At 42.6% G+C, this 24,254-nt stretch carries 19 protein-coding genes; 12 read left to right on the forward strand and 7 right to left on the reverse strand.

The window, feature by feature from the left end; genetic code table 11:
- The first annotated feature begins 44 nt into the window (after positions 1-44).
- From P8629_RS09405 to P8629_RS09420, 4 genes are all read left to right on the forward strand, one after another.
- Positions 45-2,249 carry a type I secretion system permease/ATPase gene (locus P8629_RS09405; RefSeq protein ID WP_278165876.1) on the forward strand — a complete coding sequence of 735 codons (2,205 nt, stop codon included), beginning with the start codon at positions 45-47 and terminating at the stop codon, positions 2,247-2,249.
- A 3-nt stretch (positions 2,250-2,252) separates the two neighbouring features.
- Entirely contained in the window at positions 2,253-3,620 is a 1,368-nt protein-coding gene (locus P8629_RS09410) for an HlyD family type I secretion periplasmic adaptor subunit (protein WP_278165877.1), read from the forward strand.
- Positions 3,621-3,697: 77 nt separating this feature from the next.
- The gene (locus P8629_RS09415; RefSeq protein ID WP_278165878.1) at positions 3,698-4,315 is read left to right on the forward strand and encodes a response regulator transcription factor; all 618 of its coding nucleotides are present in this window, start codon (positions 3,698-3,700) and stop codon (positions 4,313-4,315) included.
- Between the two features lie 18 nt (positions 4,316-4,333).
- Complete coding sequence (locus P8629_RS09420) at positions 4,334-5,659, forward strand: TolC family outer membrane protein (protein ID WP_278165879.1); 1,326 nt, start codon at positions 4,334-4,336, stop codon at positions 5,657-5,659.
- 25 nt (positions 5,660-5,684) lie between these two features.
- Here P8629_RS09420 and P8629_RS09425 read toward each other — a convergent pair whose 3' ends face one another.
- Genes P8629_RS09425 through P8629_RS09435 form a run of 3 tightly spaced genes read right to left on the reverse strand, consistent with a single transcriptional unit; the run spans position 5,685 to position 8,179 of the window.
- Positions 5,685-6,377 (reverse strand): sulfite exporter TauE/SafE family protein, encoded by a 693-nt coding sequence (locus tag P8629_RS09425; protein ID WP_278165880.1) that lies wholly within the window; start codon positions 6,375-6,377, stop codon positions 5,685-5,687.
- Entirely contained in the window at positions 6,378-7,913 is a 1,536-nt protein-coding gene (locus P8629_RS09430; protein WP_278165881.1) for a YifB family Mg chelatase-like AAA ATPase, read from the reverse strand.
- A gap of 14 nt (positions 7,914-7,927) precedes the next feature.
- A complete protein-coding gene (locus tag P8629_RS09435; RefSeq protein ID WP_278165882.1) occupies positions 7,928-8,179 on the reverse strand; it encodes an accessory factor UbiK family protein in 252 nt (83 codons plus the stop codon).
- A gap of 181 nt (positions 8,180-8,360) precedes the next feature.
- Here P8629_RS09435 and P8629_RS09440 point away from each other — a divergent pair, with 181 nt between their 5' ends.
- The gene (locus P8629_RS09440) at positions 8,361-9,407 is read left to right on the forward strand and encodes a GGDEF domain-containing protein (protein ID WP_278165883.1); all 1,047 of its coding nucleotides are present in this window, start codon (positions 8,361-8,363) and stop codon (positions 9,405-9,407) included.
- Positions 9,408-9,458: 51 nt separating this feature from the next.
- Here P8629_RS09440 and P8629_RS09445 read toward each other — a convergent pair whose 3' ends face one another.
- Positions 9,459-10,145, reverse strand: a complete 687-nt coding sequence (locus P8629_RS09445; protein ID WP_278165884.1) for an SPOR domain-containing protein — start codon at positions 10,143-10,145, stop codon at positions 9,459-9,461.
- A 64-nt stretch (positions 10,146-10,209) separates the two neighbouring features.
- Entirely contained in the window at positions 10,210-11,988 is a 1,779-nt protein-coding gene (gene argS / locus P8629_RS09450; protein ID WP_278165885.1) for an arginine--tRNA ligase, read from the reverse strand.
- A gap of 235 nt (positions 11,989-12,223) precedes the next feature.
- On the opposite strand from argS, the gene P8629_RS09455 reads away from it, so the two are divergent.
- On the forward strand, positions 12,224-13,747 hold the full coding sequence (locus tag P8629_RS09455; protein ID WP_278165886.1) for a sensor domain-containing diguanylate cyclase: 1,524 nt from the start codon (positions 12,224-12,226) through the stop codon (positions 13,745-13,747).
- A gap of 7 nt (positions 13,748-13,754) precedes the next feature.
- Here the strand turns inward: P8629_RS09455 and topA are convergent, their stop codons facing one another.
- Positions 13,755-16,262 carry a type I DNA topoisomerase gene (gene topA, locus P8629_RS09460; RefSeq protein ID WP_278165887.1) on the reverse strand — a complete coding sequence of 836 codons (2,508 nt, stop codon included), beginning with the start codon at positions 16,260-16,262 and terminating at the stop codon, positions 13,755-13,757.
- A 254-nt stretch (positions 16,263-16,516) separates the two neighbouring features.
- Here topA and P8629_RS09465 point away from each other — a divergent pair, with 254 nt between their 5' ends.
- Positions 16,517-17,419: a response regulator gene (locus P8629_RS09465; RefSeq protein WP_278165888.1), complete on the forward strand. Its 903-nt coding sequence runs from the start codon at positions 16,517-16,519 to the stop codon at positions 17,417-17,419.
- On the opposite strand, the gene dprA is transcribed toward P8629_RS09465, so the two are convergent.
- Positions 17,416-18,549, reverse strand: a complete 1,134-nt coding sequence (gene dprA / locus P8629_RS09470; RefSeq protein WP_278165889.1) for a DNA-processing protein DprA — start codon at positions 18,547-18,549, stop codon at positions 17,416-17,418. The genes P8629_RS09465 and dprA overlap by 4 nt on opposite strands.
- Before the next feature lie 66 nt (positions 18,550-18,615).
- On the opposite strand from dprA, the gene def reads away from it, so the two are divergent.
- From def to P8629_RS09495, 5 genes are read left to right on the forward strand one after another with little or no spacing between them, the layout of a single operon-like run.
- Entirely contained in the window at positions 18,616-19,125 is a 510-nt protein-coding gene (gene def, locus P8629_RS09475; RefSeq protein WP_278165890.1) for a peptide deformylase, read from the forward strand.
- The gene (gene fmt / locus P8629_RS09480; RefSeq protein WP_278165891.1) at positions 19,122-20,060 is read left to right on the forward strand and encodes a methionyl-tRNA formyltransferase; all 939 of its coding nucleotides are present in this window, start codon (positions 19,122-19,124) and stop codon (positions 20,058-20,060) included. Before def ends, fmt begins: the two co-directional genes overlap by 4 nt.
- Before the next feature lie 3 nt (positions 20,061-20,063).
- Positions 20,064-21,377 carry a 16S rRNA (cytosine(967)-C(5))-methyltransferase RsmB gene (gene rsmB / locus P8629_RS09485; protein ID WP_278165892.1) on the forward strand — a complete coding sequence of 438 codons (1,314 nt, stop codon included), beginning with the start codon at positions 20,064-20,066 and terminating at the stop codon, positions 21,375-21,377.
- A gap of 3 nt (positions 21,378-21,380) precedes the next feature.
- Complete coding sequence (locus P8629_RS09490; protein ID WP_278165893.1) at positions 21,381-22,001, forward strand: DUF4390 domain-containing protein; 621 nt, start codon at positions 21,381-21,383, stop codon at positions 21,999-22,001.
- Positions 22,002-22,052: 51 nt separating this feature from the next.
- Entirely contained in the window at positions 22,053-24,230 is a 2,178-nt protein-coding gene (locus P8629_RS09495; RefSeq protein WP_278165894.1) for a sensor histidine kinase, read from the forward strand.
- Positions 24,231-24,254 lie beyond the last annotated feature (24 nt).

Raw genomic sequence — 24,254 nt, forward strand, 5'->3', positions numbered from 1 at the left:
ATACTCAACCACTTAACGCAACAGGATAGGGAACTGCTGAATTTATGGAACACGATCAAGCTTCTGCTGCCAACTCAAAAGAAAACGAAACCATAGAAACACCTGCAGCAGATCTAGGACAATCCGTAATCGATTTTAAAGACCCTCTATTGGATTGTTTGGTGATTTATACCAAACTCAATCGTCACCCCTTTTCTAAAGATTCTTTGATATCTGGACTCCCTCTAGCAAACCATGATCGATTAACCCCTGAACTATTCATTCGTGCGGCCGAACGCGCTAATATCGTTGCCAGTTTCAAAAAACGGACCTTAAAAGAAATTCCTAATCTAGTTTTGCCATGCATTCTGACATTAAAAAACAACCAGGCCTGCCTGTTAGAAAAAATAGATATCGAAGATGGAACAGCGACACTTATTCTGTCAGATGCTCCAGATGGGCGCCTAGAGGTCGATTTAGAGCAACTGGAAGCAGACTATCTTGGTTATGCTATTTACTTTACCGAAAAGTTTCGACAATCCTCTAAAAAAGAAGACCTGATTTCCACTGGAAAAGGACACTGGTTCTGGCATACATTCTGGGATAACCGTGGAATTTACCGTGATGTCTTAATCGCTTCGATCATTATCAATATTTTTGTATTGGCAAACCCGCTATTCGTGATGAACGTCTATGACCGTATTGTGCCCAATAATGCCGTCGAATCTCTCTGGGTATTGGCCATTGGTATCAGTGTTGTCTATATGTTTGACATTCTGCTGAAATTTCTACGCTCTTATTTCTTGGAAATGGCCGGCAAAAAAAGTGATGTCATCATGTCATCCAAACTCTTTGAACAAACTCTCGGACTGACCATGTCAAACCGAAAGGGGTCAATTGGAGCTTTTGCCAACAATTTAAAAGAATTCGACAGCATTCGAAATTTCTTTACCTCCGGAACCATTGCCTCTTTGGTCGATTTACCGTTTGTGATTATCTTCTTACTGGTCATTTTCTTTATTGCCGGCCAGATTGTTCTGGTCCCAATTGCCATTATCAGTATCATTCTGATTTACAGCTTTGCGATGAAAAAACCTATTCAAAGCAGTGTAGAAGCGACCTACGAAGCCTCTTCTCAAAAAAATGCGGTTTTAATTGAAACCCTGACTGCCATCGAAACCATTAAATCATTAGGGGTTGAAGCCCATTCTCAATGGAAATGGGAACAAGCGGTGGGCGAGATTGCTCGAGCCAGCTTAAAATCTAAAATGCTCCAAAGTTCTATTGGGCGCGTGACTGGATTTATGCAACAAATGAGCACAGTTGTTATTGTTTTAACGGGAGTCTATTTAATTAAAGACGGAGACTTAACCATGGGGGGATTGATTGCCACCGTGATGTTAAGCCAAAGAGCTATTGGGCCTATGGGACAATTTGCCAGTCTGACATCTACGTATCAACAAACCAAAACAGCGTTGGATTCCCTAAATGAACTGATGAAAAAAGAGATTGAACGCCCAGTTGGAAAGCGTTTTATTCAGCATCCGGTGTTTGAAGGTAGTATTGAATTTATCGATGTCACCTTTACCTATCCAGAAGAAACTAAACCGGCTTTAAATAAAGTTTCTTTTAAAGTCAATCCTGGTGAAAAACTGGGGATTATCGGGCGAATCGGTTCAGGAAAATCCACTATCGAAAAACTGATTCTTGGCTTTTATCATGTTGATTCAGGATCCATTTTAATTGATGGCATTGACATTACCCAGCTCGACCCAGCAGAATTAAGACGCAACATTAACTATGTGCCGCAAGATGTCACCTTATTCAGTGGCGATGTTCGTGAAAATATCGCTTATCGTGCACCTTATGTTGAAGACAGCGAAATCTTACGCGCAGCCAAACTTGCGGGCGTAGATGATTTTATCAAAACCCACCCTTCTGGCTATAGCTTAAAAATAAATGAAGGTGGTGCTTCTTTATCAGGTGGTCAACGCCAAAGTATCGGTGTTGCTCGAGCATTATTGTTGGATACCCCAATTTATCTATTTGATGAGCCGACCAATGCAATGGATGCCAATACCGAACAAACGATGATCGACCGTCTCAAAGATGGAACATTGAAGAACACCAGTATCGTTGTAACGCATAAGATGAGTTTGCTACAGCTCGTGGATCGTTTAATTGTGATGAGCAACGGTAAAATAATTGCCGATGGCTCGAAAGCAACCGTATTGGAAGCATTGAAAACAGGTCGAATTAATAAAGCATAAACCATGATATTCAAAAAAAATACGACACATAAACCGCACTCAAAAGAAGCCTCTATCCCAGAAGATGATTTGGCGTTTATGTCAAACTTGAGTCAAGCAGCACTGGAAAAACCGACCGTCAAATCTCAATTGATTGTCTGGATTATGTTTTTAGTACTCATTTGGTTATTAGTATGGGCAAACTATGCCGAACTCGACAAAATTGTTCGCGGTCAAGGAAAAGTGGTTCCCTCTACTAAAATTCAGGTCGTTCAAAACTTGGAGGGCGGAATTGTTGAAAACATTTTTGTTCACTCTGGCGATAAAGTGCAAAAAGGTCAGGTCTTACTAAAACTAGACAATACTCAGTTTGCAAGCTCTTATGATGAAACGGAAGCGCAGCTTTATGACTTAAGAGCTCAAGCTGCTCGCTTATCGGCAGAAGCATTCAACAAACCCTTTGAAATCCGCATGCCTTCTGGCAACCCAAAAGTCGAAGCCATTTTTGAGCGTGAAAAACAACTTTATCAGAACCAACTACAGCAACTTGAAACAACTCAGCAGATTTTAAACGAAAAAATCACCCAAAATCGATCTGAACTACAAGAAGCTTATAATCAGTTTGAACAGCTGTCTAAATCTTATGAACTCTTACAACAAGAAATCGAAATCATGAAACCTTTAGTCCAAGAAGGCATTGCTTCCGAGGTCGATTTATTGAAAACGAGACGTGAAGCCACAGATGCCTATTCACAGTTGCAGACCACTCAAAACTCTATCCCACGCTTAAAATCCATTATCAATGAGTCGATTAATAAAAAGCAGGAAGCACAACAAAAGTTTCGCAATGAAGCACAGCAGGAATTGAATATCGTGCTCGCAAAGCTCTCCCAACTTGAAAGTTCTAAAACGGCTTTAGAAGACCGTGTTAGAAGAACCAGTATTACATCTCCTGTGAATGGCACCATCAGTGAACTCTTAGTCACAACGATTGGTGAAGTGATTCAACCGGGTAGTGACATTATTAAAATCGTTCCATTAGATGATTCGCTTGTGCTTGAAACCAAAATTTCCCCGGCTGACATAGGGTTCGTGTATCCTGGATTGAAAGCAAAAATTAAATTTACTGCTTATGACTTTGCTATTTATGGTGGTCTGGACGGTACTGTCGAAAAGATTTCAGCCGATACTATCTTGGATGAAGAAGGCAATAGTTTTTACATCGCTCGTATAAAAACTGATAAAAACTATCTCGGGTCTGAAAAAAATCCATTGTCTTTATTACCCGGAATGACAGCGACGGTGGATGTTGTGGTGGGTAAACACACCATATTGGATTATTTGATTAAACCGATTATCAAAGCCAAAGACTTAGCCTTAAGAGAATCTTAGAGTTTAATAAAACCTTGCATTTTTAATGCATAATCATGGTTTAACCTATATAGGACTATAACAAAATAGAAACGCATATGAAGCAGTTACTCCTTTACGTCCAAGACCCACATGCACTCAAAAACTGGTCTAAGGTATCTTCATTGCCAAAACAAATTCTTTATACCTTAGAGATGAATCCGAAAATGCGTCCTGTAACTGACAATTTACTGCTGATACAGTTAACAAGTGATCCCGAAAATACTGCTGAAATCGAAGCCGTTCTCCAGCAAGGGTATACCGTTTTGCTGTTTTCAAACCAACCCTCAGCAGCAGAAGGGGTTGCTTGGTTCCAAAAGGGAATTAAAGGGTATGTAAATACATTTTCTCAACCGTCAAGAATTGAGCAGGCCCTCAACACGATTTTAGACGGAAATATCTGGCTGGGACAAAATGTAATGCAAGGGATTATTCAAGCAGTCTCTTCCAATCAAGCAGTACAAAATGATTCCTGGAAAGAAAAATTATCTGCTCGAGAAATTGAAACCATGGAATGGATTCTGCAAGGAAAAAGTAACCATGAAATTGCCGAGCAAATGATTATTAGTGAGCGCACTGTCAAAGCACATGTTCACAGTTTATTAGAAAAACTAGATGCCAAAGACAGGTTAAACCTAGTCATAAAAATACAAAATTGGCGTAAAAATGCACTCTAAACAAAAAGATAAATCACTATGGAACTTAGAAAAAAGCCGTTACTACTGGCAAGCTTAGCTTGCTCAGCCCTGTTGACCTTTTCATTTAATGCTAAGGCAATTAGTTTAAAGGAAGCCGTTGAAGATGCCGTTGTTCATAACCCTGAGTTTCGGCAAGAAGTTAAAGCTTATCAAGCCATTGAAGCGGAAATAAAAGGGGCACAAGGCGGATATTATCCAAGCATCGATTTAAATGCAGGGGTAGGGTATGAAGAAGTCGATCGTCCAGGAATCGACAATACCGGCAATGGATTAACGCGTCGAGAAGCCTCCGTTAAATTAACCCAGAATCTTTTTGAAGGGTTTGGCACCCAAGATGAAGTCAAACGTATGCAATATCGTTTGGATGCTCAAGCCTACAAAACACTCTCAAAAGCTAATGATATCGCCTTACAAATGATCCAGGCTTACATCAATTTACTTAAACAAAAAAAATTACAGGATTTAGCACAAACAAACCTAGAAACGCACTTGAAGATTTTAGATCAAATTCAACGTCGTACTGAAGCCGGTATCGGCAATCAAGTAGAGGTCGATCAAGCCGAAGCACGTTTGGCGTTAGCTCGCTCAAACTACGGCGCTGCTGAAAATAAGTTTTATGATGCTCGCGCCAAATTTCAACGCATATTAGGTCGCATGCCTGAAGACAACTTGATCCAGCCAAAAACTGACTTCACGTTACCCAAAACGTTAGAAGGTGCTATCAATGAAGCCCTCATAAACCACCCGACCTTGAAATCAGCTAATGCAGATATCGCTGAGGCCAAAATGCAATATGAATTGTCAGGCTCTAATTATTATCCTCGCGTTGATTTAGAAGTCGAAAAAACCTTCGACAATAATTTATCTGGCATTGAAGGCAAAAACGAATATCTTCAGGCCATGGTACGCTTCAAATACAACCTTTATAATGGTGACCGCGACAGTGCGAGCCGAGAAAGAACCGCAAGTAACTTCCAACAAGCAACAGAAATTAGAAACAACACTCACCGACAAGTGATTGAAAACTTAAAGTATGCTTGGAATGCAAAACTCTATATCAACAATCAGCTTGATTATATGCGTCAACACATCAAACTGACACGAGATACCCTCAATGGGTATCGTAAACAATTCAGTTTGGGGCGGCGCTCTTTATTAGATTTGCTCAACACCGAAAATGAATACATTAATGGGCTCAATAACCTGGTGACCAGTGAAGCAGATCAACTAACGGCAAAATACCGCGTTCTTAATGCTACTGGACACTTGTTAAGCACCATGGGAATTAAGTATAACTTCATCCAAACCGATGATATGCCATAAGATTTAAGCGTCATACCAGACAAGATCAACTCAACTGTATGGTGAATGCTAAATACAGTTGAACAACACCCATTATTATGACCAAGGCACCAGCCAAACGACGAATCCATAGGGTTCTGGAAAGCTTAGTAAAGAAAAAGGCAAAGCTGCCCATCAGCAAAAGATTGGGCAAAGTACCAATTCCAAATGCCAACATAACCAAACCGCCTTCCATGGCACCGCCAGCACTGAGCGCCATAATCAACATACTATAGACTAAACCGCAAGGAAGCCATCCCCAGATCAAGCCATAAAGCCAGGCCTGGTAGAAATTTTGCACCGGCATCATCTTTTTTGTCAGCGGTGCTAACTGCTTCCAAATACCCTGCCCCAATCGCTCAACAACAACGATCCCATTCCACCAACCGCCTAAATAAAGCCCTAAGACAATCATAAATAAACCGGCGATGACTTGTAAGGTCTGTTGAAGTGGTAAGAATGCCGCTAAAGAGATTAAAGAGTTACCAAGGAATCCGAATATCGCGCCGATTATAACGTAACTGGTTATGCGCCCAGCGTTGTAGCTTAATTGGTAGGGAAACATACGCCACCAACTTAACTGAACTTCAGGCTTGAGATTAAAGGTTAATGACCCAACGACGCCTCCGCACATCCCCAAACAATGTACGCCACCTAGCAGACCTACCATAAGAGCGGTTAAATAAATTGATTCCATCATTTAAAGCGACTTATCCAATGAACGATAAGAAATCGATTCCGCTACATGTTCCACCAAAACGTTTTCCTGTTGTTGCATATCCGCCAAGGTTCGAGCGACCCGCAAAATACGGTGATAGCCTCGAGCCGACATACCCATTCGATTCACTGCTTGCTCAAGCAATGCTTTTGAAGCCGGTTGCAACAAGACAAATTGTTCTAGTTGCTTCGGACTGAGCTCGGTATTTAAACATCCTTGTCGATCTTTTTGAATTCTTTGACAAGCCTGAACACGTTCTCGTATAACCGAGCTGGTTTCGGCCCCTATCTCCTTTTCACCGCTTAATGCTTCAAAATCGACAGGGGGAACCTCTAAATGGCAGTCAATTCGATCTAATAAGGGGCCGGAGATTTTCCGCCGATAACGCAGAACTTGTTCTGGCGTATCTTGGCAGCGTCCCATTGGGTCGTCAGGAAAATAGCCTGATGGTGTCGGGTTCATCGCGCAGACTAGCTGAACGGCAGCCGGATAAGTCACTTTTTGATTAACGCGGGCAATTTCAACCTTTCGGGTTTCAAGGGGTTCTCTTAAGGCTTCCAAGACTGAACGATTAAATTCCGGCAGCTCATCTAAAAACAAAATGGAATGGTGGGCTAATGAAATGGCTCCCGGTTTTGGAAAGCTTCCTGAACCACCCCCGACCATTGCGGCGGCGGTTGCCGTATGGTGTGGTTGAACCAGTGTTCTTTGAAAAAACTGATCCATCGAAACCGTTTTGCCAGCCACCGAATGAATTGAAGCCACATCAATGGCCTGTTTCAAGTCCAACTCAGGCAATAACGTAACTAAGCGAGAGGCCAGCATACTTTTGCCCGATCCGGGAGGGCCAACCATCAACAAAGAATGTCCACCTGAAGCGCAAACCTCTAATAGTCTTTTTGCCTGAAACTGCCCTCTGATATCGGAAATATCTTCTAAATACTCTGACTCAGTTTTCTCAAGCCGGTCCGGTTTAGGTAAGAAAGTTTCTGATGACATCAGAAATTGGCACACGTCTAACAATGTCTCCGCACCATAAACGTCTGCCACATCAGCAAAACTGGCTTCGACTAAATTTGATGTCGGCACAATGACGGTGCGACTTTTCTTTTCGGCTTGAATAAGTGCAGGCAAAACACCTGGAACAGGGCGAATTTCGCCATTTAAGGCCAACTCGCCTAAAAATTCAAAAGAATCAAGCGAACGAATAGGAGTTAATTGCCCCGTCGCTTTTAAAATACCCAAAGCAATAGGAAGATCATAACGCCCACCCTGTTTGGGGATATCGGCAGGCGCTAAATTAATGGTAATTCGCTTGGGGGGTAAAGAAAAACCACTGCTTAACAAAGCACTTCGAACACGATCACGGCTTTCTTTGACAGACGCTTCTGGCAAGCCCACAATCGATAAACTCGGAAGGCCGTTGGTACTATGTACCTCGACCTGCACTTCAGGCGCCTGAACCCCTGAAACAGCTCGTGAAAGAATGGTCGCATATTGTCCTGGAGAGCTTGCCATATCGTTCAGCTTAATCAGTCATTTTTTTGTTGTGCTTCTAAGGCCGCGACCTGCTTTTCCAATGCCTCTAATTTCGCGCGCGTTTTCGCTAAAACACCTGTTTGAATATCGAATTCTTGTCGAGATACCAAGTCCATTTTTTCGAAGGTACTGGCCAGCGATTGCTTTAAATTCTGCCGTAGCGATTCAGGCAGTTTTCCAACCCCCGGTGGGATTGTTTGGCTAATGGTTTCAACAATCGATTCAATCTGCTGTGGGTTAATCATTTTTTCTCCTAAAAACCAAATTCAGCGCAAGAATTGCAAAAATTTACTATACTCTATCTACCTAGCTTTTTCTATGAAACAGTCTAGGGATTGCACGCAAATATGTGTAAAATAAATTTTAGCTTTCAAAACACCAGCCGCTCTGACACACAACACACTTAGATGAAGAACAGGAAGGATTATGTTGATAAATATTAAAGATGCCCCCGAAAAAGCTCAACGCATTTTCGTTCAGCTCATTGATATTTTTGAAGAACAAGAGATTAATCCGACCCCCCTAAACTATTACATTTGGTATCAATATTACAAAGGCGATCACCCAAAATTTCGTCAAGAAATGGACAATGCCTTACAAGATCCCTTTGGCTACAATGATCGCCTAGGGCGCCGTTTATACGATGAATATTTTGCAGAAGATGAATCTGGGAATGATTTTGACCGCGCTTTTAAACGTCTGATTAATCTTGTCATCAAAAAGATGAACGTGTGGAGTGATAAGCTTGAAAAACACACACAAGATTTAAACCATTACACCACGTCTTTGGCCTCAAATGATATAGATGCAGCCACCCTAAAAGAGTTGACTCATTCCGTACTCAATACGGCATCTTCCATGAAGCAATCTAGTGAAGAATTTCAAAAAGAAATGATGGACAGTAACGAAGAAATTCTTCAATTACGCAAAGAGCTGATTGAAGCCCGTGCTGAAACATTAACAGATGAATTGACAGAGATCGGTAATCGCAAAGCGTTCAATAATGCGATTCAGGATTTAGCAGACAATACTCAGGAAAACCCTCAAAGTCTCGTTCTGATTTTAACCGACATCGATCATTTCAAACGTTTTAACGATACGTTTGGTCATCTAGTCGGTGACAGTGTTCTCAGGTATTTCGCCAACTTGATGAAAAAAACCAAAGATGATACCGAAACTGTATGCCGATATGGTGGTGAAGAGTTTGCCATTCTGTTATCACATAGTAGTCTTGAAAAGGCTAAAGAACGAGCTGAATCTATCCGACACAATTTAGAGACTGCCAAACTTAAACGTAAAGATTCTGAAAAGACTTTAGGGGCAATTACCGCTTCGTTTGGTGTCGCGGCTTATCAAGGTGAAGGCGTCGAAACAATTGAAGAATGGATCAACCGGGCTGACGATGCACTGTATAAGGCAAAAAACCTGGGACGAAACCAAATTGTTTCAGAAGAAGAACTTGCCAAGTCATAAATTTGACCAGGCCTGATCAGACTGATGTTTTTTAACCTAAACCGCTAAAAGTTACTCAGGGCTTGATTTAATAAGGAGCGTATCAACGCCTAACGCCCGAAGTTCATTGCGCTTTTTATTCATCACTAAGCGATCCTCGAAAGGTCCAATCCGTAATCGATAATACACTCGGTCTTCCTGCTTCAGTTCCGAGATCGTTAAATCCTGACCATGTGACTTTAAGCGTGACTTTTCTCTCAAGGCCACTTTTTTTGATCCGAAAGTTCCCGCTTGAATGTAATAAGGAGATGATAAGGCAACAGAAATCGGAATCGCATCAACAACCACCTCGGTTTTAGCCAACCCTTGATAAAAAGTATAGTGGATTGGTTTTTGCGCTTGTGTTTCCTCAGAGACGGTCGGTAAGCTTTCAACAACTAAAGGTTCTTTACTGTCTAGCTCAACTGGTTTTTGAGCTACTTTTGCCGTAGAGGTTTGAGGTTTGAAGTTTGGGGTTTGCACCATTGTCGCAGAAGACTCAACGTCTTTTACGGACGACTTGACTCCGTTTTGGGCAAAATGTTGAACGGCGATAAAACCCAAAATCAAAGTAACCGACATCCCTAAAGCAACTAACCAAACCCATCTTGGCGAACCGGAGGTCGGTGTAACCGTCTCCTCTTGAGACAATTGTGATTTTCGTTGAAAAGGCTGCCTTTGTGTATGACCATGTCGGTAATCACGAGTATATTGCTTCATACACATTCCCTTTGCAAAAAGAGAGCCCGTTTATTTGAAGTGTTTTCTTTCAACAAAACCACCCTTACATTTTTTCTGGTGCGGCGACACTTAATAATTCCAACCCATTTTTCAGCACTTGACGTACAGCGACCACCAATGTCAAACGTGCATTTCTTAACGGTTCATACTCAACAATAAACTGGGTCGAATTATAATAAGCATGCAACCCATGCGCCAATTCTTTTAAGTAATAAGCAATTTGATGGGGTTCATAGACCTGTGCTGCACGCGCTATAATCTCAGGGTATTTGCCTAACAAAGTAGCCAAATCTGCTTCTGGCTCCAATGTTAAACGACTTAAATTTGCCAAGCCCATTTCAGTATCTAACGCATAACCACGCTCTTCTGCCAATGACAAAACCTGACAAATACGAGCATGGGCGTATTGGATATAATAAACCGGATTTTCATTTGATTTCGACTTCGCCAAATCAAGATCAAAGTCCATATGTTGCTCAGACTTACGCTGCACATAAAAGAAACGTGCCGCATCTGCGCCCACTTCATCTCGCAACTCTCGCAGGGTAACAAACTGTCCAGAGCGAGTCGACATAGAGAGCTTTTCACCCCCACGATATAACACGGCAAATTGCACAAGTAGCACCTCTAAAGCATCCGGGTTAGTTTCCATCGCCTGCATAGCCGCTTTGACACGAGGCACATACCCATGATGGTCAGATCCCCAAATATCAATCAGTACGTCAAACCCTCTCTCAAGTTTGTTGAAGTGGTAAGCGATATCAGATGCAAAATACGTTTTTAGACCATTATCACGCACGACCACTCTATCTTTTTCATCACCATACTCTGATGATTTAAACCATAAAGCGCCATTTTTTTCATAAATTTTTCCGGCGGCCTGCAACTTTTCAAGAGCCGCATCAATTACGCCAGAATCCATCAAAGAGCGCTCTGAGAACCAATTCTCAAACTCGACGCCAAACTCTGCTAAATCTTCACGAATGTCGCCTAGAATGACATCCAATGCTTTTTCAAACACCAAACGATAATGTGTTTCTCCCAGAAGCGATTTGGCCTGTTCAATCAAGCCATCAATATGCTTTTCTTTATCGCCTTGAGTTTCACCGGCAGCGTTCGTCGTTTCATCTTTTGCCACACCCTCAAACACCACCTGTGCGGATTTTCTCAACGCATCGCCTTTTTCTTCATACAACGATTGCGCGATATCAAAGATGTAATCCCCTTTATATCCGTTGCTTGGAAACGTTAACTCTTCTCCACAATGCTGTAAGTAACGCAACCAGGTTGATGCCGCTAAAATATCCATTTGACGCCCGGCATCATTCACATAATACTCACGCGAGACTTGAAAACCTGCTTTTGACAACAAACTGGCCACACTGGCTCCATAAGCCGCCCCTCGACCATGCCCAACGTGCAATGGCCCGGTTGGGTTTGCTGAGACATATTCCACCAACACTGAACGACCCTGACCGACATTACATTCACCAAAAGCATCACCGGCTTCTAAAATCGTCGGTAGCACATTGAACTTCGCCACATCCAATACAAAAAAGTTGATAAACCCTGGACCCGCAATTTCTACTTTTTCAATCACCTCAGATTCTGGAAGGCGTGCGACGATCATGTCAGCTATTTCTCTAGGTGGTTTACCGATGATTTTGGTCAACATCATCGCTAAGTTTGTGGCAAAGTCACCATGCGATTTATCACGGGTGTTTTCTACGTTCACACGAGGTTGGAAAGAGGCTTCTAAAATCCCCTCCTGTTTGAACTGATCGATAACCTCTGACAAAATTTCTGCAACTTGGTGCTTCATGCGGACTGATCTCTTTATTGATTCTTTAAAATTAACCGCATATTTTACCTTTTATCGAACCAACTATCCGATAAAATCTGGATAAATTCATTATTTTTCTCTAGATATCTACCTAAGAATTCATTTCAAATTACTTCTTTACATGTGCGCTTTTTTTTTCAATAATCTCATTTACTTACAAAAAAATACTTATCAATGGTGATATGCTTTTATCAATTTGTCAGGTTTGGAAGTTATGAAGGTTGCTAGTCATTCTTCATTTCGCTATTTTTCTGCCTTTTTTCTGGCTTTGTTTGGATTCCTATTCATTGCCTCTCAATACCCTATTGCCCCGATAACCACCTTTGATATTAATTGGAATCTGTATTTTCAAATTGCGATAGGTCTTTTCTTTTTATTTGCTTTTATTGGCTATAAACGATTTCAAAAACTTAATAAACAAGCTGAGCTGCAAGCCGAAGAGGCAAAGCAAAAACTGCGCGCCGTTAAACGACAGCATGAATTAGAAAAAAAGCGCTTATCTTTCGTGCTCGATTGCAGTCGACTGGCTTATTGGGAATGGGACATCAAAAACAATCAAGCGTATTTTTCAGATTTATGGCAAGAAATGATTGGGTTTAATCATCATGATTTTCCGCAAGATTTACATGCCTGGCAAGCTCGCATCCACCCTTTAGATCAAGAACAAGTTCAAAAAAAGCTCCTTAAACTGCTTAGCCATCAAGTGACTAATTACGAAGACACTCATCGAGTCATGGATGTAAACGGAGATTACATTTGGGTTTATGATCGGGGTCAGACCATCACCAATGAGCTTGGCAATGTCGAAAAATTAAGCTGTGTCCGTTTAAACATTACTCAACAAAAGCAACTTGAGGAAGAACTGACATTAGACAAAATCTTACTTGAAAACACCCAAGAAGCGATTGCGATTACCAATGAAAACCTATCTTTTATTCGTACCAATCCCTCTTTCCACGACGCTTTTGGATTAACACAAGCCGACTTAGCCAAAATGACGCTAAGGGATTTGTTGGATAATTTACAAGACGAACCGCCGCAAGACATTTTAATGCAGGTTGACAAAGACTTAGCTTGGCGTGGTGAACTGACTTTACACCATACCAATGGGGAGCTTGCTCGATCGAGTTTAGTAGATTGCCAGAAAGTCATTCACCAAACCACTCAGACGACTCACTATGCCTTAGTTTATACCGACATTACCGAATTGAAACAAACCCAACAAGAGCTGAGCTTCTTAGCGAATACCGATATTGTCACCGGCTTGCCTAACCGAAATTATTTTTATCAGGCGCTCGATGAATGGCTAGAAACCTTTGCGGCCTCTGGCAACAAGTTTACCTTGATGTTTTTAGACCTGGATAACTTCAAAACCGTCAATGATACTCTAGGGCATGACACGGGAGATCACTTGCTCAAATCGGTGAGTGAGCTCATCGCTGAACATATTGCTAAAGATACTTTGTTTGCCCGTGTTGGGGGCGATGAATTTGTTATTTTATGTCGTGCCTATACGACACCTGAACAGCTCAATGAGATTGGAAACAACCTTAACCAACTTCTCAGCCAGCCGTTCAACATTGGAGACCATGAAATTAAAATTGGTTCCAGCATTGGAATTGCACTCTTCCCTGACCATGGCGCAAGCAAAGCAACTTTGCTTAAGCATGCCGATCAAGCAATGTATCAGGCAAAGAATGCCGGCAAGGGTCGTTATAAAATCTACCACGCCTGGTAGATTTTAATTACTTCTTATCCGTTGTCTTTTTGGCGGGCGATTTACGCGCAGGTTTTTTAGCCGGTGTTTTTTTCGCGGCGGGCTTTTTCGCGGCTGGTTTCTTAGCGGTGCTTTTCTTAGCAGCGGTTTTTTTAGCCGGCGCCTTCTTTTTCGCACCCGCTCGTCCACGCTTTTTCGGCTCTGGCGCTTCATCCAAACGTTTTTGGCATTCTTCAAAGCTGAGTTCCAACGCGTCTTCATCTTTTTTGATCTTAGCGTTCTTTTTCGTTGTCACATCCGTGATGTAAGGCCCCCATCGACCTTTTAAAATTTTCACATCAGTTTCAGGGAAAACCTTAATAATCTTTTCCGCTTCGGTCACAATTTTGGACTGAATCAACGCAACGGCATCTTCCATCTCAATACTGAGAGGGTCAAACCCCTTGATGGGTGCATACATTTTAGGACCATATTCCAAGTAGGGTCCAAAAGGGCCCTGCTTGGCAATAATGACTTGCCCTTTTTCAACGGCAAACTCCGTTCCATCAACCGCTTTGGCTGAAAAAGATTCCGGCATCTCACCGACTTCACGCGGCAATTTAAACAGTTCTAATGCTTCATCTAGTTTCAGTGTATCCATCTTTTGCCCAGGCATTAAGCTGGCAAAAGTTGGTTTCTCATCATTCTCACCATCGCCTAATTGTACATAAGGCCCAAAGCGTCCAATCTTAACGAACATCGGCTTACCAGTTTTTGGGTCATCTCCCAAAGCACGAGATTGTCCAGCTTCTTCCCTAGAAACATCTTCAGCAGCATCCACTCTTGGATGGAATTGCTGATAAAACTTCGTTAACATTTCCTGCCAAGACTCTTTACCTTGCGCAATAGTATCGAACTCAGATTCCACTAAAGCGGTAAATTTATAATCCAGAACGTCTCCAAAATGCTTTACTAAAAAGTTGGTGACAATACCCGCAATATCAGTTGGAAAGAGTTTATTTTTTTCCGTCCCAGTAGTTTCCGTCAAAGTACTGGCTTCAATCCCATCTACGGTCAGAGCCAGTTGGCGATAATCACGCTGACGCCCTTCACGGTCTTCTTTAACCACATAACCACGCTGCTGAACAGTATCAATGGTCGGTGCATAAGTGGACGGACGACCAATCCCCATCTCTTCTAACGTTCGAACCAAACTCGCTTCATTATATCGAGCAGGCGGTCTTGAGAAACTCTGTCTTACCGTCAAAACACCCAGCTGCAAAGCTTGCCCGACCGTTAATGGAGGAAGCTGCCCTTCTTTGGCCTCATCATCCAAATTGTAGACTTTTAAGAAACCTTCAAAGGTGATGACTTCGCCTTTTGCCACTAGTTTTTCATTAGGCATACTGGCTAACGCAATATCTACATTCGTGCGTTTTAATTGAGCATCTGCCATTTGCGAGGCAATCGCTCGTCGCCAAATAAGCTGATAAAGACGCTGTTCGTTTCGTTCTCCCGTCACCGACTGGACTGAAAAATCGGTTGGTCGAATCGCCTCATGCGCTTCTTGAGCATCCGCATTTTTGGTTTTATAACGACGCGTTTGTGAATAGGATTCTCCAAACTCGGACACGATTTCGTCGTGTGCTTTCTGAATGGCTTCTTCAGAGAGATTGACCGAGTCGGTACGCATATAGGTAATCTTCCCAGACTCATACAAGCGTTGCGCAATCATCATGGTTTGCTTCACTGAAAAGCCCAGCTTTGAAGATGCTTCTTGTTGCAAAGTCGATGTTGTAAAAGGCGCTTTAGGTGATTTTTTCGCGGGCTTTTCTTCCAACTGAGAAACCGTCAATGTTGTGGTTTTGACCTGCTCTAAATAAGCCTGAGCTTCTTCTTCGGTTTTAAACGCAGTGCTCCGCTTCACTTCAACCGTTCCAACCACCTTTTGGTGTTCATCCAGAATATCCAGAGAGCCTTGTAAGCGATACACATAATCCGATTCAAAGGCATCAATCTCGCGTTCTCTTTCGACAATCAGTCGAACGGCAACGGACTGAACTCGGCCTGCAGACAAGCCTGTTCGAATTTTTTTCCATAAAATAGGGGATAATTCAAACCCCACGATACGGTCAAGAATACGGCGAGCCTGTTGCGCCTCAACCAAATCCATATCCACTTTGCGAGGTTCGGCAATGGCTTTCTGTATCGCTGTTTTGGTAATTTCATGAAACACAATACGCTTGGTGTCGTTGACATCAAGCTTTAAGGCTTCCGCTAGGTGCCAGGCAATGGCTTCCCCTTCGCGGTCCTCATCCGTTGCCAGCCAGACCGTTTCGGCCTCTTTAGTCAACTTACGTAATTCGGTAACGGTTTTCTTTTTGTCCGGTGAAATTTCGTAATTCGGCATAAAACCATTTTCAATATCTATCCCCATCCCTTTTTTCTGGATGTCACGGATATGGCCATAGCTTGAACGAACGGTAAACCCTTTGCCCAAGTATTTTTCAATGGTCTTAGCTTTAGCAGGAGACTCCACTATCACCAAATTAGTCATATATTTTATTCTCTATTTCAGTCGGTTTATTTTTTAAAGAGTGCAAAAAAAGCCTAATAAATGCAAACTTTTATTTTCAATCAATCTTTAACTCTTTCAATGATTGATTGTGATTCAATTCTGTTAACTGGCAATTTCAACAGCCCATCTTGGGCTCGCATAAGCATTTGAGTAGCGAAGCCACTCTGAAACATGTTAAGCTTATTAACAACCAATCTATCTTATATCATTGTTCTAAAAAGGCATAACGGGTAATGAAACAAGCGAATTTACTGATTGTTGAAGACGATCTAATCAGTTTAAAACTGCTTCAAAGCTTTCTGAAAACCGAAAACTTTACTTTATACATTGCCAATGATGGAGAAGAAGCTTCTCGCCTTATTCAGCAAAAACCCAAAGACTTCTTCCACTGCATCATTTCTGATTACCTTATGCCAAACAAAGATGGCATTCAGCTGCTGGAAGAACTTAAACAAGATCCTGAATACAAAAAAATTCCGTTTATTTTACAAACCTCTGCCAACAGCGAAGCAGAAATTCAACGCGGGATTAATGCTGGCGCATTCTACTATCTAATTAAGCCAATTACCAAAGAAACCTTAATTTCAGTTGTTAATGCCGCCTTAAAAGACTTTAAAAATCATCGAGAAGCACTCACCACCATTGAAGGGATCAACAGCGCTTTCCCTCTGATGAAAAGTGGTCATTTTCAATTTCAAACATTGGATGAAGCCAAACACCTGTCTAACTTTATTGCATTTTTAACCAAAGATCCCAACAGCATCGGTATTGGATATTTAGAACTCATGATCAATGCGGTCGAGCATGGCAACCTAGGGATTACCTACGATGAAAAAACCCAGCTCATTAATGACGCTCGTTTGCATGATGAAATTGCTTACCGTCTCAGTTTGCCGGAAAACCAGGAGAAATACGTCACGGTTGATTTAGACCATTCTGATTCTGACCTGACGGTGACCATCACTGATATGGGCCCCGGATTTGACTATGAAAAGTATTTAGAGTTCTCCATTGACCGCGCAATGGACAATCATGGCCGTGGGATTATGATGGCAAATAAATTGAGTTTTGATGACTTAGAGTACTCTGAAAATGGTCGAAAAGTCCGTTGTAAAACGACCCAATTAAGAACTTAATTCAAACGACGCCACCTTCCTGCAGACAAAGCTTCAACGCTGCCTTCCAATTCCAGCATCAATAATTGGCTCTGGATATCTGACACCGGCAATTTACTTAAAACGACCAACTCATCTAAGCCTATCGGCTCAAACTCGATATACTGCAAAAGGCTACTAGATTCCGCTACAACGTCTTTTTCATTTGAGCCATCTTGCTCTGCAGATGTATCATTAAGTGATAGTTGTAAAATTGCCGATAACTCTTCCAAAATATCCTGTCCCGACTCCACCAACTTCGCCCCTTGACGAATCAACTGATGACACCCTTTTGCCTGGGGGCTATTAATAGATCCCGGCACGGCAAAGACTTCTCTGTCCTGCTCGAGTGCTGTTCTTGCCGTGATGAGAGAACCGCTTTTTAATGCTGCTTCAACCACTAATGTTCCGACACTTAGACCAGAAATAATACGATTTCGTTGTGGGAAAAAATGCGCCATCGGTTTCGAGCCTAAAGGGTATTCAGACACCAACACACCTTGATTGGCAATCTGCCGTGCGAGTTCTCGATTCGCAGCCGGATAAACTCGATCAAGCCCAGTTGCAACCACCGCGACCGTGGTGCCTTGCAAAGCTTGTGAGCTTGACGCCCCTGCTTGTAAGGCACCTTCATGAGCCGCTTTATCAATACCGGATGCCAACCCACTGGTAATCGTCAGCCCGACACTGGCAAGATACTGTGCAAAATCCATCGCCGTTAAGCGTCCCTGTTTAGAAGCATTCCGACTGCCGACAATCGCCAACTGGGGTTCAGAAAGCAAGCTCACGTCTCCCCTTACATAAAGCAAAATCGGTGGATCTGAGATACGTTTCAGCAACTCAGGATAGGCCGCATCTTTTAAGGTCAAAATGGTTTGTTCGGGTTGTTGTGACCAGGCAACTGCCTCAGCAACAAGAACATTATTTTCAGAATCGAACAAACGTTCAAGCTGTTTGGGCTTTAATAATTGACTCGATTGCCAACTCGCTTGCGAGGCAGCCATCGCTTGTGAGATACTGCCGAAATAAGATGTAATTTGAGGCAACTGCTTTGCATTGATGCGCGCAAAGTGTAATAAAAGCCAGTCATGCATGTTGTCTAAATCAGACATAGGTGACTCAATCCGCTATAATTTAGGGTCATTCATTCAAAACGTTAAAAAAGTATACCTTGTATTATGGATAAACTCGATATTGTTCTCTACCCCGATGACGGATTAAGAGAGGTTTGCAAGCCAATTCCTGAAATGACAGATGAATTGGATAAACTCATTGATGAAATGTTTTACACCATGTATGACGCACCGGGAATTGGTCTGGCCGCACCTCAAGTGGCGGTGCAGCAGCGCTTAATTGTAGTCGATATTTCTGAAACCAAAGACGAACCGATTGCTTTGTTGAACCCCGAAATTGTCAAAACTGCCGGCAAAATTACCTGGGAAGAAGGATGTCTTTCCATTCCAGGGATTTATGCTAAAGTCGACCGCCCATCAGATATTCTGGTCCGAGGCATGGATCGAGATGGGAAAACGATTGAATTTGAAGCCGATGAACTTTTGGCTGTGTGTATTCAGCACGAAATTGATCATTTAAATGGCAAGCTGTTCATTGATCACTTATCTGGCTTAAAGCGTACCCGAGCGATTCAAAAATTTAAAAAAGAAATGGCAACTCAAGCAGACTCATGACACAACCTCTTAAAATTATCTTCGCCGGTACGCCTGATTTTTCCGTGGCGCCACTTAAGATTTTAGTCGACTCTGAGCATGAAGTGATTGCGGTTTACACACAACCTGACCGACCGGCGGGACGTGGACGAAAACTCACCGCCAGCCCAGTTAAACAAACAGCATTAGAACATGATATCCCTGTTTTTCAACCTGAGTCACTCAAAACACCTGAAGCGCAAGCGGAATTAGAAGCGCTTCAGGCCGATGTGATGATTGTGGTGGCGTATGGCCTGATTCTGCCAAAAGCGGTTTTGGACATGCCTAAATATGGCTGTTTGAATATTCACGCCTCCCTCCTACCCCGCTGGCGTGGTGCCGCACCGATCCAACGCGCGATTCAAATGGGCGATGCGGAAACCGGCGTGACCATTATGCAAATGGATGTTGGGCTGGATACTGGGGATATGCTCACCATCTTAAAAACCCCCATCATGCCTGAAGATACCGCACAAACCTTACATGACCGCTTAAGCTCGTTAGGGTGCGATGCATTAATGACAACATTGAGTGATTTACGGGTCGGCAACCTGTCTCCTGTGAAACAGGATGAACGCCAAGTCACCTATGCTGAAAAACTCAATAAAGCCGAAGCCGAGATTGATTGGCAGGCATCCGCACAGACTTTAGCCCGTCAAGTTCAAGCCTTTAATCCCTGGCCGGTTGCGTTTACGCAATACCAGGGTCAGCCTTTGCGTATCTGGCAGGCTGAAGTCGGTGATGCTTCAACCCAAAAATCGCCAGGCCTGGTCATTTCTGTCAGCAAAGCAGGTATGGAAGTCGCCACTGGAAAAGGGTCATTATTGATTACGCAGGTACAACCGTCGGGCAAAAAAGCCATGCCTGCTTATGACTTTGCGCAAGCTCGCCAGCTGACTGGCCAAACATTAGGATAATTCATGGCCGTTAACAGTCGCTATATCGCTTTGAAAATTTGTTTAACCGTCATTGAACATGGACGATCTTTAAACCAGTCGTTAGCGGAAGGCTTGGCACAGTTCAGCGACCGCCGAGAACGTGCCTTTACCCAAAATCTCGTGCTCGGTACCCTACGCTGGCAAGACCGTCTGGAAGCGATTCGAAGTCACTTGCTGAAAAAACCACTCAAGGCTAAAGATGAAGACGTTAATCAACTGATTCTTTTAGGGCTCTATCAAATCCTGTATATGGATACACCTGAGCATGCGGCGGTTTCTGAAACTGTCAGCCTCACCAAGTCTTTGAAAAAGCCTTGGGCAAGAGGTCTCATTAACGGCGTTTTAAGAACTTTTTTACGGGATAAAGACAGCATTTGCGAAGAAGTGGATAAAAAACCGGCTTATCGTTACTCGCACCCGCAATGGTTAACGAAAGCCATGCGAAGTGCTTATCCAGACCATTGGGAACAAGTTTTATCGGCCAACAATGAACCAGCGCCTTTAACTTTGCGCGTCAATCCGCTTCACCAAACCCGTGAGGCATTTTTGGCTTTATTAGCAGAACAATCGGTTGAAGCAGAGAGTCATCCAAAGGCACCGCAAGGTATTGTGCTTAAAAGCAGCTTAGATATTACGCAACTTCCTACCTATGACGACGGCGGATTCAGTGTACAAGATGCTGCAGCACAGCAAGCTGCTTGTCTGCTAGCACCACTACCTAATGAAGTCATCCTCGATGCCTGCGCCGCACCCGGAGGAAAAACCACTCATCTTTTAGAACTGAGCGACAACCAAGCGAAAGTATTCGCGTTAGAAAAAGAACCTGAACGGATTGAACGCTTGTCTGAAAATTTATATCGATTGGGCCTGACTGCAGAAATTGAAGTGGGAGATGCTTCACAACCTGACAACTGGTGGCCGGATGTGCAGTTTGATAAAATTTTATTGGATGCGCCGTGTTCTGCAACGGGCATTATTCGACGCCACCCGGATATTAAATGGCATCGAACGCCTGAAGATATTACTGCTTTGACCGAATTACAGGCAGCCATTCTGCATGCCATCTGGCCAAGGTTAAAACCGGGCGGACAATTGCTTTATGCAACTTGCTCGGTCTTGCCGCAAGAAAACCGAGATCAAATGACCCAGTTTCTTGAGCAGACAGCCGATGCGAAAGAAATACCGATTGAAACCGATTGTGGGGTACTGATTAAAGATGCGCCAGGCCGACAAATTTTGCCAGGCCAGGATGGTATGGACGGCTTTTATTATTGCTTGATTGAAAAGGAGTGTTAAGCCATGAAGATGCTAGGTGTTGATGCCGTACTCTTTTCATTTTTAAAATGCCTAGGCTTGCTCGCCACTTTAACGTTCAGCACGCTCATTTATGCCGCTGAGAACCGCCCTTCTTCTATTCAGATTTTATATCTAAATAATTATCAAGATAACCAGCAATTGATGCTGGATGCCAGTATTCAATTCCATTTTGATAAAACCGTCCTCACGGCACTACAACATGAAATCCCCTTGACGTTTAACACAGAAATCGAATTGAATGAAGTTCATTCTTTGCTCGGGTTTAATATGCATCGTAACCGGGTGACGATTCAATACCAGTCCCAGTTACAGTATTTTGGCTACAGCCAACTTTATGTCATTTCAAATAAGCGCAATAAGAAAGTTCAAAGTTTTAACAACTTGAATGATGCCTTGCATACGCTTGGTACACTCTCTAACTTCCGAATCACTGACTTAGCAGATTTACATCCCAATACGCTTTATGCGATTAAGATGCGGGTTTCACTTAATAAGTGGCAGCTCCCTACTCCTTTGATTATTGATGCACTTTGGTCTTCAGGCTGGCACTTAGACAGTGATTGGAGTAATATCCAAATTCAGTCACCCAAAAGCTGGTTATAAACAGAACTCAATGATTTTTTTAAGTAACGTTAACTTCTAAAGCGAACTTTTATGCCATCAACGCAACAATCACGATTCATCAAACAATATGGTTGGCTCATCGCCATTTCCAGCATATTGTTGATATCTTTGATTGTTATGAGTCAAATTCTGCAAAATGCCTCACAATTTGCACAGACTTATTCTACATTGCTGTTTATCTCTTTCGGCGGCATGATCGTATTAATCGTGATGCTTGTACGAGCATTTCTCAAGATCCGAAAACAATATAAAGCCAATACCCCAGGCCTCAAACTCACCGTGCGACTGACAACCATTATTGGTTTTATGTTAGGGATTCCTCTGGCGATTATTTTTTATTTCTCAATGAGCTTTGTGCACCAAGGAATCAACCAATGGTTTGACGTTAAAACAGAAGAAGCGTTAGAAAATGCGGTCAAGCTGGTGCAAATCACGTTGGATGATCAGACCCGGCGAAACCTGAACAACACTCAACAAGCCCTCAATCTCTATCGTGACGAACTTTTTATCACCCCTGTCCTTACTTTGAATAAGCTAGGGGAACAACTGAATACGCGAGAAATTGCTTTGTATAAAAGTGACGGGCAACTCATTGCCTATAGCAGCCAGGACAACGTCAACATCCTACCCAAATCACCGGCGCCAAGACTTTTTCAACAAGTCCGTAAAAAGCTCACTTATGCGGCCATTGAAACACAATCTGGTTTAAATACGTCTTACCAGATCATTCGTATCATGCTGCCTGTCACAGATGTAAAGAACAATAAACTCTATGCCTTACAAGCTGTATTTTCAATTCCGGAACAATTAAGCCACCTTGCCGATACGGTACGTATCTCTGCCGGTCAATATCAAGAATTATCCTATTTAAAAGGCCCGCTCAAAACCAGCTTCACCGTGATTTTGAGTATGGTACTGTTACTCACCATCATCAGCACTCTATTATTCACGATCAAGACCATTCAAAACATTACACGACCAATTCGTACACTGGCTCGAGGAACTAAAGCCGTTGCCAAAGGAGATTACACAATCTCCATGCCGGTTGTTCAAGAAGATGAAATGGGGCAACTTATTCATTCATTTAACGACATGATCCAGCAAATTGCTAAAGCGCGAAATGACATCAAGTTTGGGCACCAACAAACTGAAATGCAGAAACTCTACCTGCAGGCAATCATTAAAAACCTCAACAGTGGTGTGCTCACGTTAGACATGAATCTTCGGTTAAAAACCATCAATGATGCTACGAACAGCATCCTAAACACCGATCTGTTTAAACAGCTTGGAAAACCGTTGAATGAAATTTTAAAACAACCTGAGAGCCAACACCTAAAACAGTTCTTTGACACCATTTTCCCTTTATTCCGTAATGACGCCAAACCTTGGAGCGAGCAACTGACGTTTGATTGTAAGGAAGGCCAAAAGATACTGTTGGTGCATGGATCAACTTTACCGAGTTTGGATCAAAAAGCGGGCGGGTTTGTAATTGTTATTGAAGATATTACCCAACTGGTCCAAGCGCAACTTCATGCCGCTTGGAGCGATGTTGCCCAACGCTTAGCGCATGAAATCAAAAACCCGTTAACCCCTATTCAGCTTTCCGCTGAGCGCCTCAACTACAAACTAGCTGATAAATTAACGACGACTGACCAGCAGCTCCTTAACCGAATGACGGACACCATTATTGAACAAGTCGCCGCCATGCAAAACTTAGTACAAGCATTTACTGAGTATGCCGATACACCTGAAATTGAACTCAGCCAATTGAATCTTAACGTACTCATCAAAGATGTTGTGAGCATGTATAAAGATCCCAAAGCAAACTGGAAAGTGTCTTACAAAGTAGATGTCCAATGCCCAAAAATTACGGCAGATGCCTCAAAACTAAGACAACTGCTACATAACTTAATTAAAAATGCCATTGAAGCTTGTGGTGAACGGCCTAACACACGAATTGATGTTCAAACCAATTGTGCGCATGATGAGATTGAGTTTTCTATTTGCGATAATGGTCCCGGTATCCCTGAAAAAGCCAGGAATTGGATATTTGAACCCTATTCAACCGATAAACCTAAAGGGACAGGGCTGGGGTTAGCAATCGTGAAAAAAATTGTTGACGAACATCAAGGACAAATTCATGTAGAATCGGAACCCGAGCAAGGAACCTGTTTTATAATAAACTTACCACAACACACTAAAAGATAGCTGTCTAATAAAAATGACCCCACT

The organism is Hydrogenovibrio sp. 3SP14C1 (assembly GCF_029625905.1).
GTDB lineage: Bacteria > Pseudomonadota > Gammaproteobacteria > Thiomicrospirales > Thiomicrospiraceae > Hydrogenovibrio.

Excerpts from the sequence above, each read along its gene's own strand:
- P8629_RS09405 (WP_278165876.1), top strand. The coding sequence starts at position 45 with ATGGAACACGATCAAGCTTCTGCTGCCAACTCAAAAGAAAACGAAACC.
- P8629_RS09410 (WP_278165877.1), top strand. The coding sequence starts at position 2,253 with ATGATATTCAAAAAAAATACGACACATAAACCGCACTCAAAAGAAGCC.
- P8629_RS09415 (WP_278165878.1), top strand. The coding sequence starts at position 3,698 with ATGAAGCAGTTACTCCTTTACGTCCAAGACCCACATGCACTCAAAAAC.
- P8629_RS09420 (WP_278165879.1), top strand. The coding sequence starts at position 4,334 with ATGGAACTTAGAAAAAAGCCGTTACTACTGGCAAGCTTAGCTTGCTCA.
- P8629_RS09425 (WP_278165880.1), bottom strand. The coding sequence starts at position 6,377 with ATGATGGAATCAATTTATTTAACCGCTCTTATGGTAGGTCTGCTAGGT.
- P8629_RS09430 (WP_278165881.1), bottom strand. The coding sequence starts at position 7,913 with ATGGCAAGCTCTCCAGGACAATATGCGACCATTCTTTCACGAGCTGTT.
- P8629_RS09435 (WP_278165882.1), bottom strand. The coding sequence starts at position 8,179 with ATGATTAACCCACAGCAGATTGAATCGATTGTTGAAACCATTAGCCAA.
- P8629_RS09440 (WP_278165883.1), top strand. The coding sequence starts at position 8,361 with ATGTTGATAAATATTAAAGATGCCCCCGAAAAAGCTCAACGCATTTTC.
- P8629_RS09445 (WP_278165884.1), bottom strand. The coding sequence starts at position 10,145 with ATGAAGCAATATACTCGTGATTACCGACATGGTCATACACAAAGGCAG.
- argS (WP_278165885.1), bottom strand. The coding sequence starts at position 11,988 with ATGAAGCACCAAGTTGCAGAAATTTTGTCAGAGGTTATCGATCAGTTC.
- P8629_RS09455 (WP_278165886.1), top strand. The coding sequence starts at position 12,224 with ATGAAGGTTGCTAGTCATTCTTCATTTCGCTATTTTTCTGCCTTTTTT.
- topA (WP_278165887.1), bottom strand. The coding sequence starts at position 16,262 with ATGACTAATTTGGTGATAGTGGAGTCTCCTGCTAAAGCTAAGACCATT.
- P8629_RS09465 (WP_278165888.1), top strand. The coding sequence starts at position 16,517 with ATGAAACAAGCGAATTTACTGATTGTTGAAGACGATCTAATCAGTTTA.
- dprA (WP_278165889.1), bottom strand. The coding sequence starts at position 18,549 with ATGTCTGATTTAGACAACATGCATGACTGGCTTTTATTACACTTTGCG.
- def (WP_278165890.1), top strand. The coding sequence starts at position 18,616 with ATGGATAAACTCGATATTGTTCTCTACCCCGATGACGGATTAAGAGAG.
- fmt (WP_278165891.1), top strand. The coding sequence starts at position 19,122 with ATGACACAACCTCTTAAAATTATCTTCGCCGGTACGCCTGATTTTTCC.
- rsmB (WP_278165892.1), top strand. The coding sequence starts at position 20,064 with ATGGCCGTTAACAGTCGCTATATCGCTTTGAAAATTTGTTTAACCGTC.
- P8629_RS09490 (WP_278165893.1), top strand. The coding sequence starts at position 21,381 with ATGAAGATGCTAGGTGTTGATGCCGTACTCTTTTCATTTTTAAAATGC.
- P8629_RS09495 (WP_278165894.1), top strand. The coding sequence starts at position 22,053 with ATGCCATCAACGCAACAATCACGATTCATCAAACAATATGGTTGGCTC.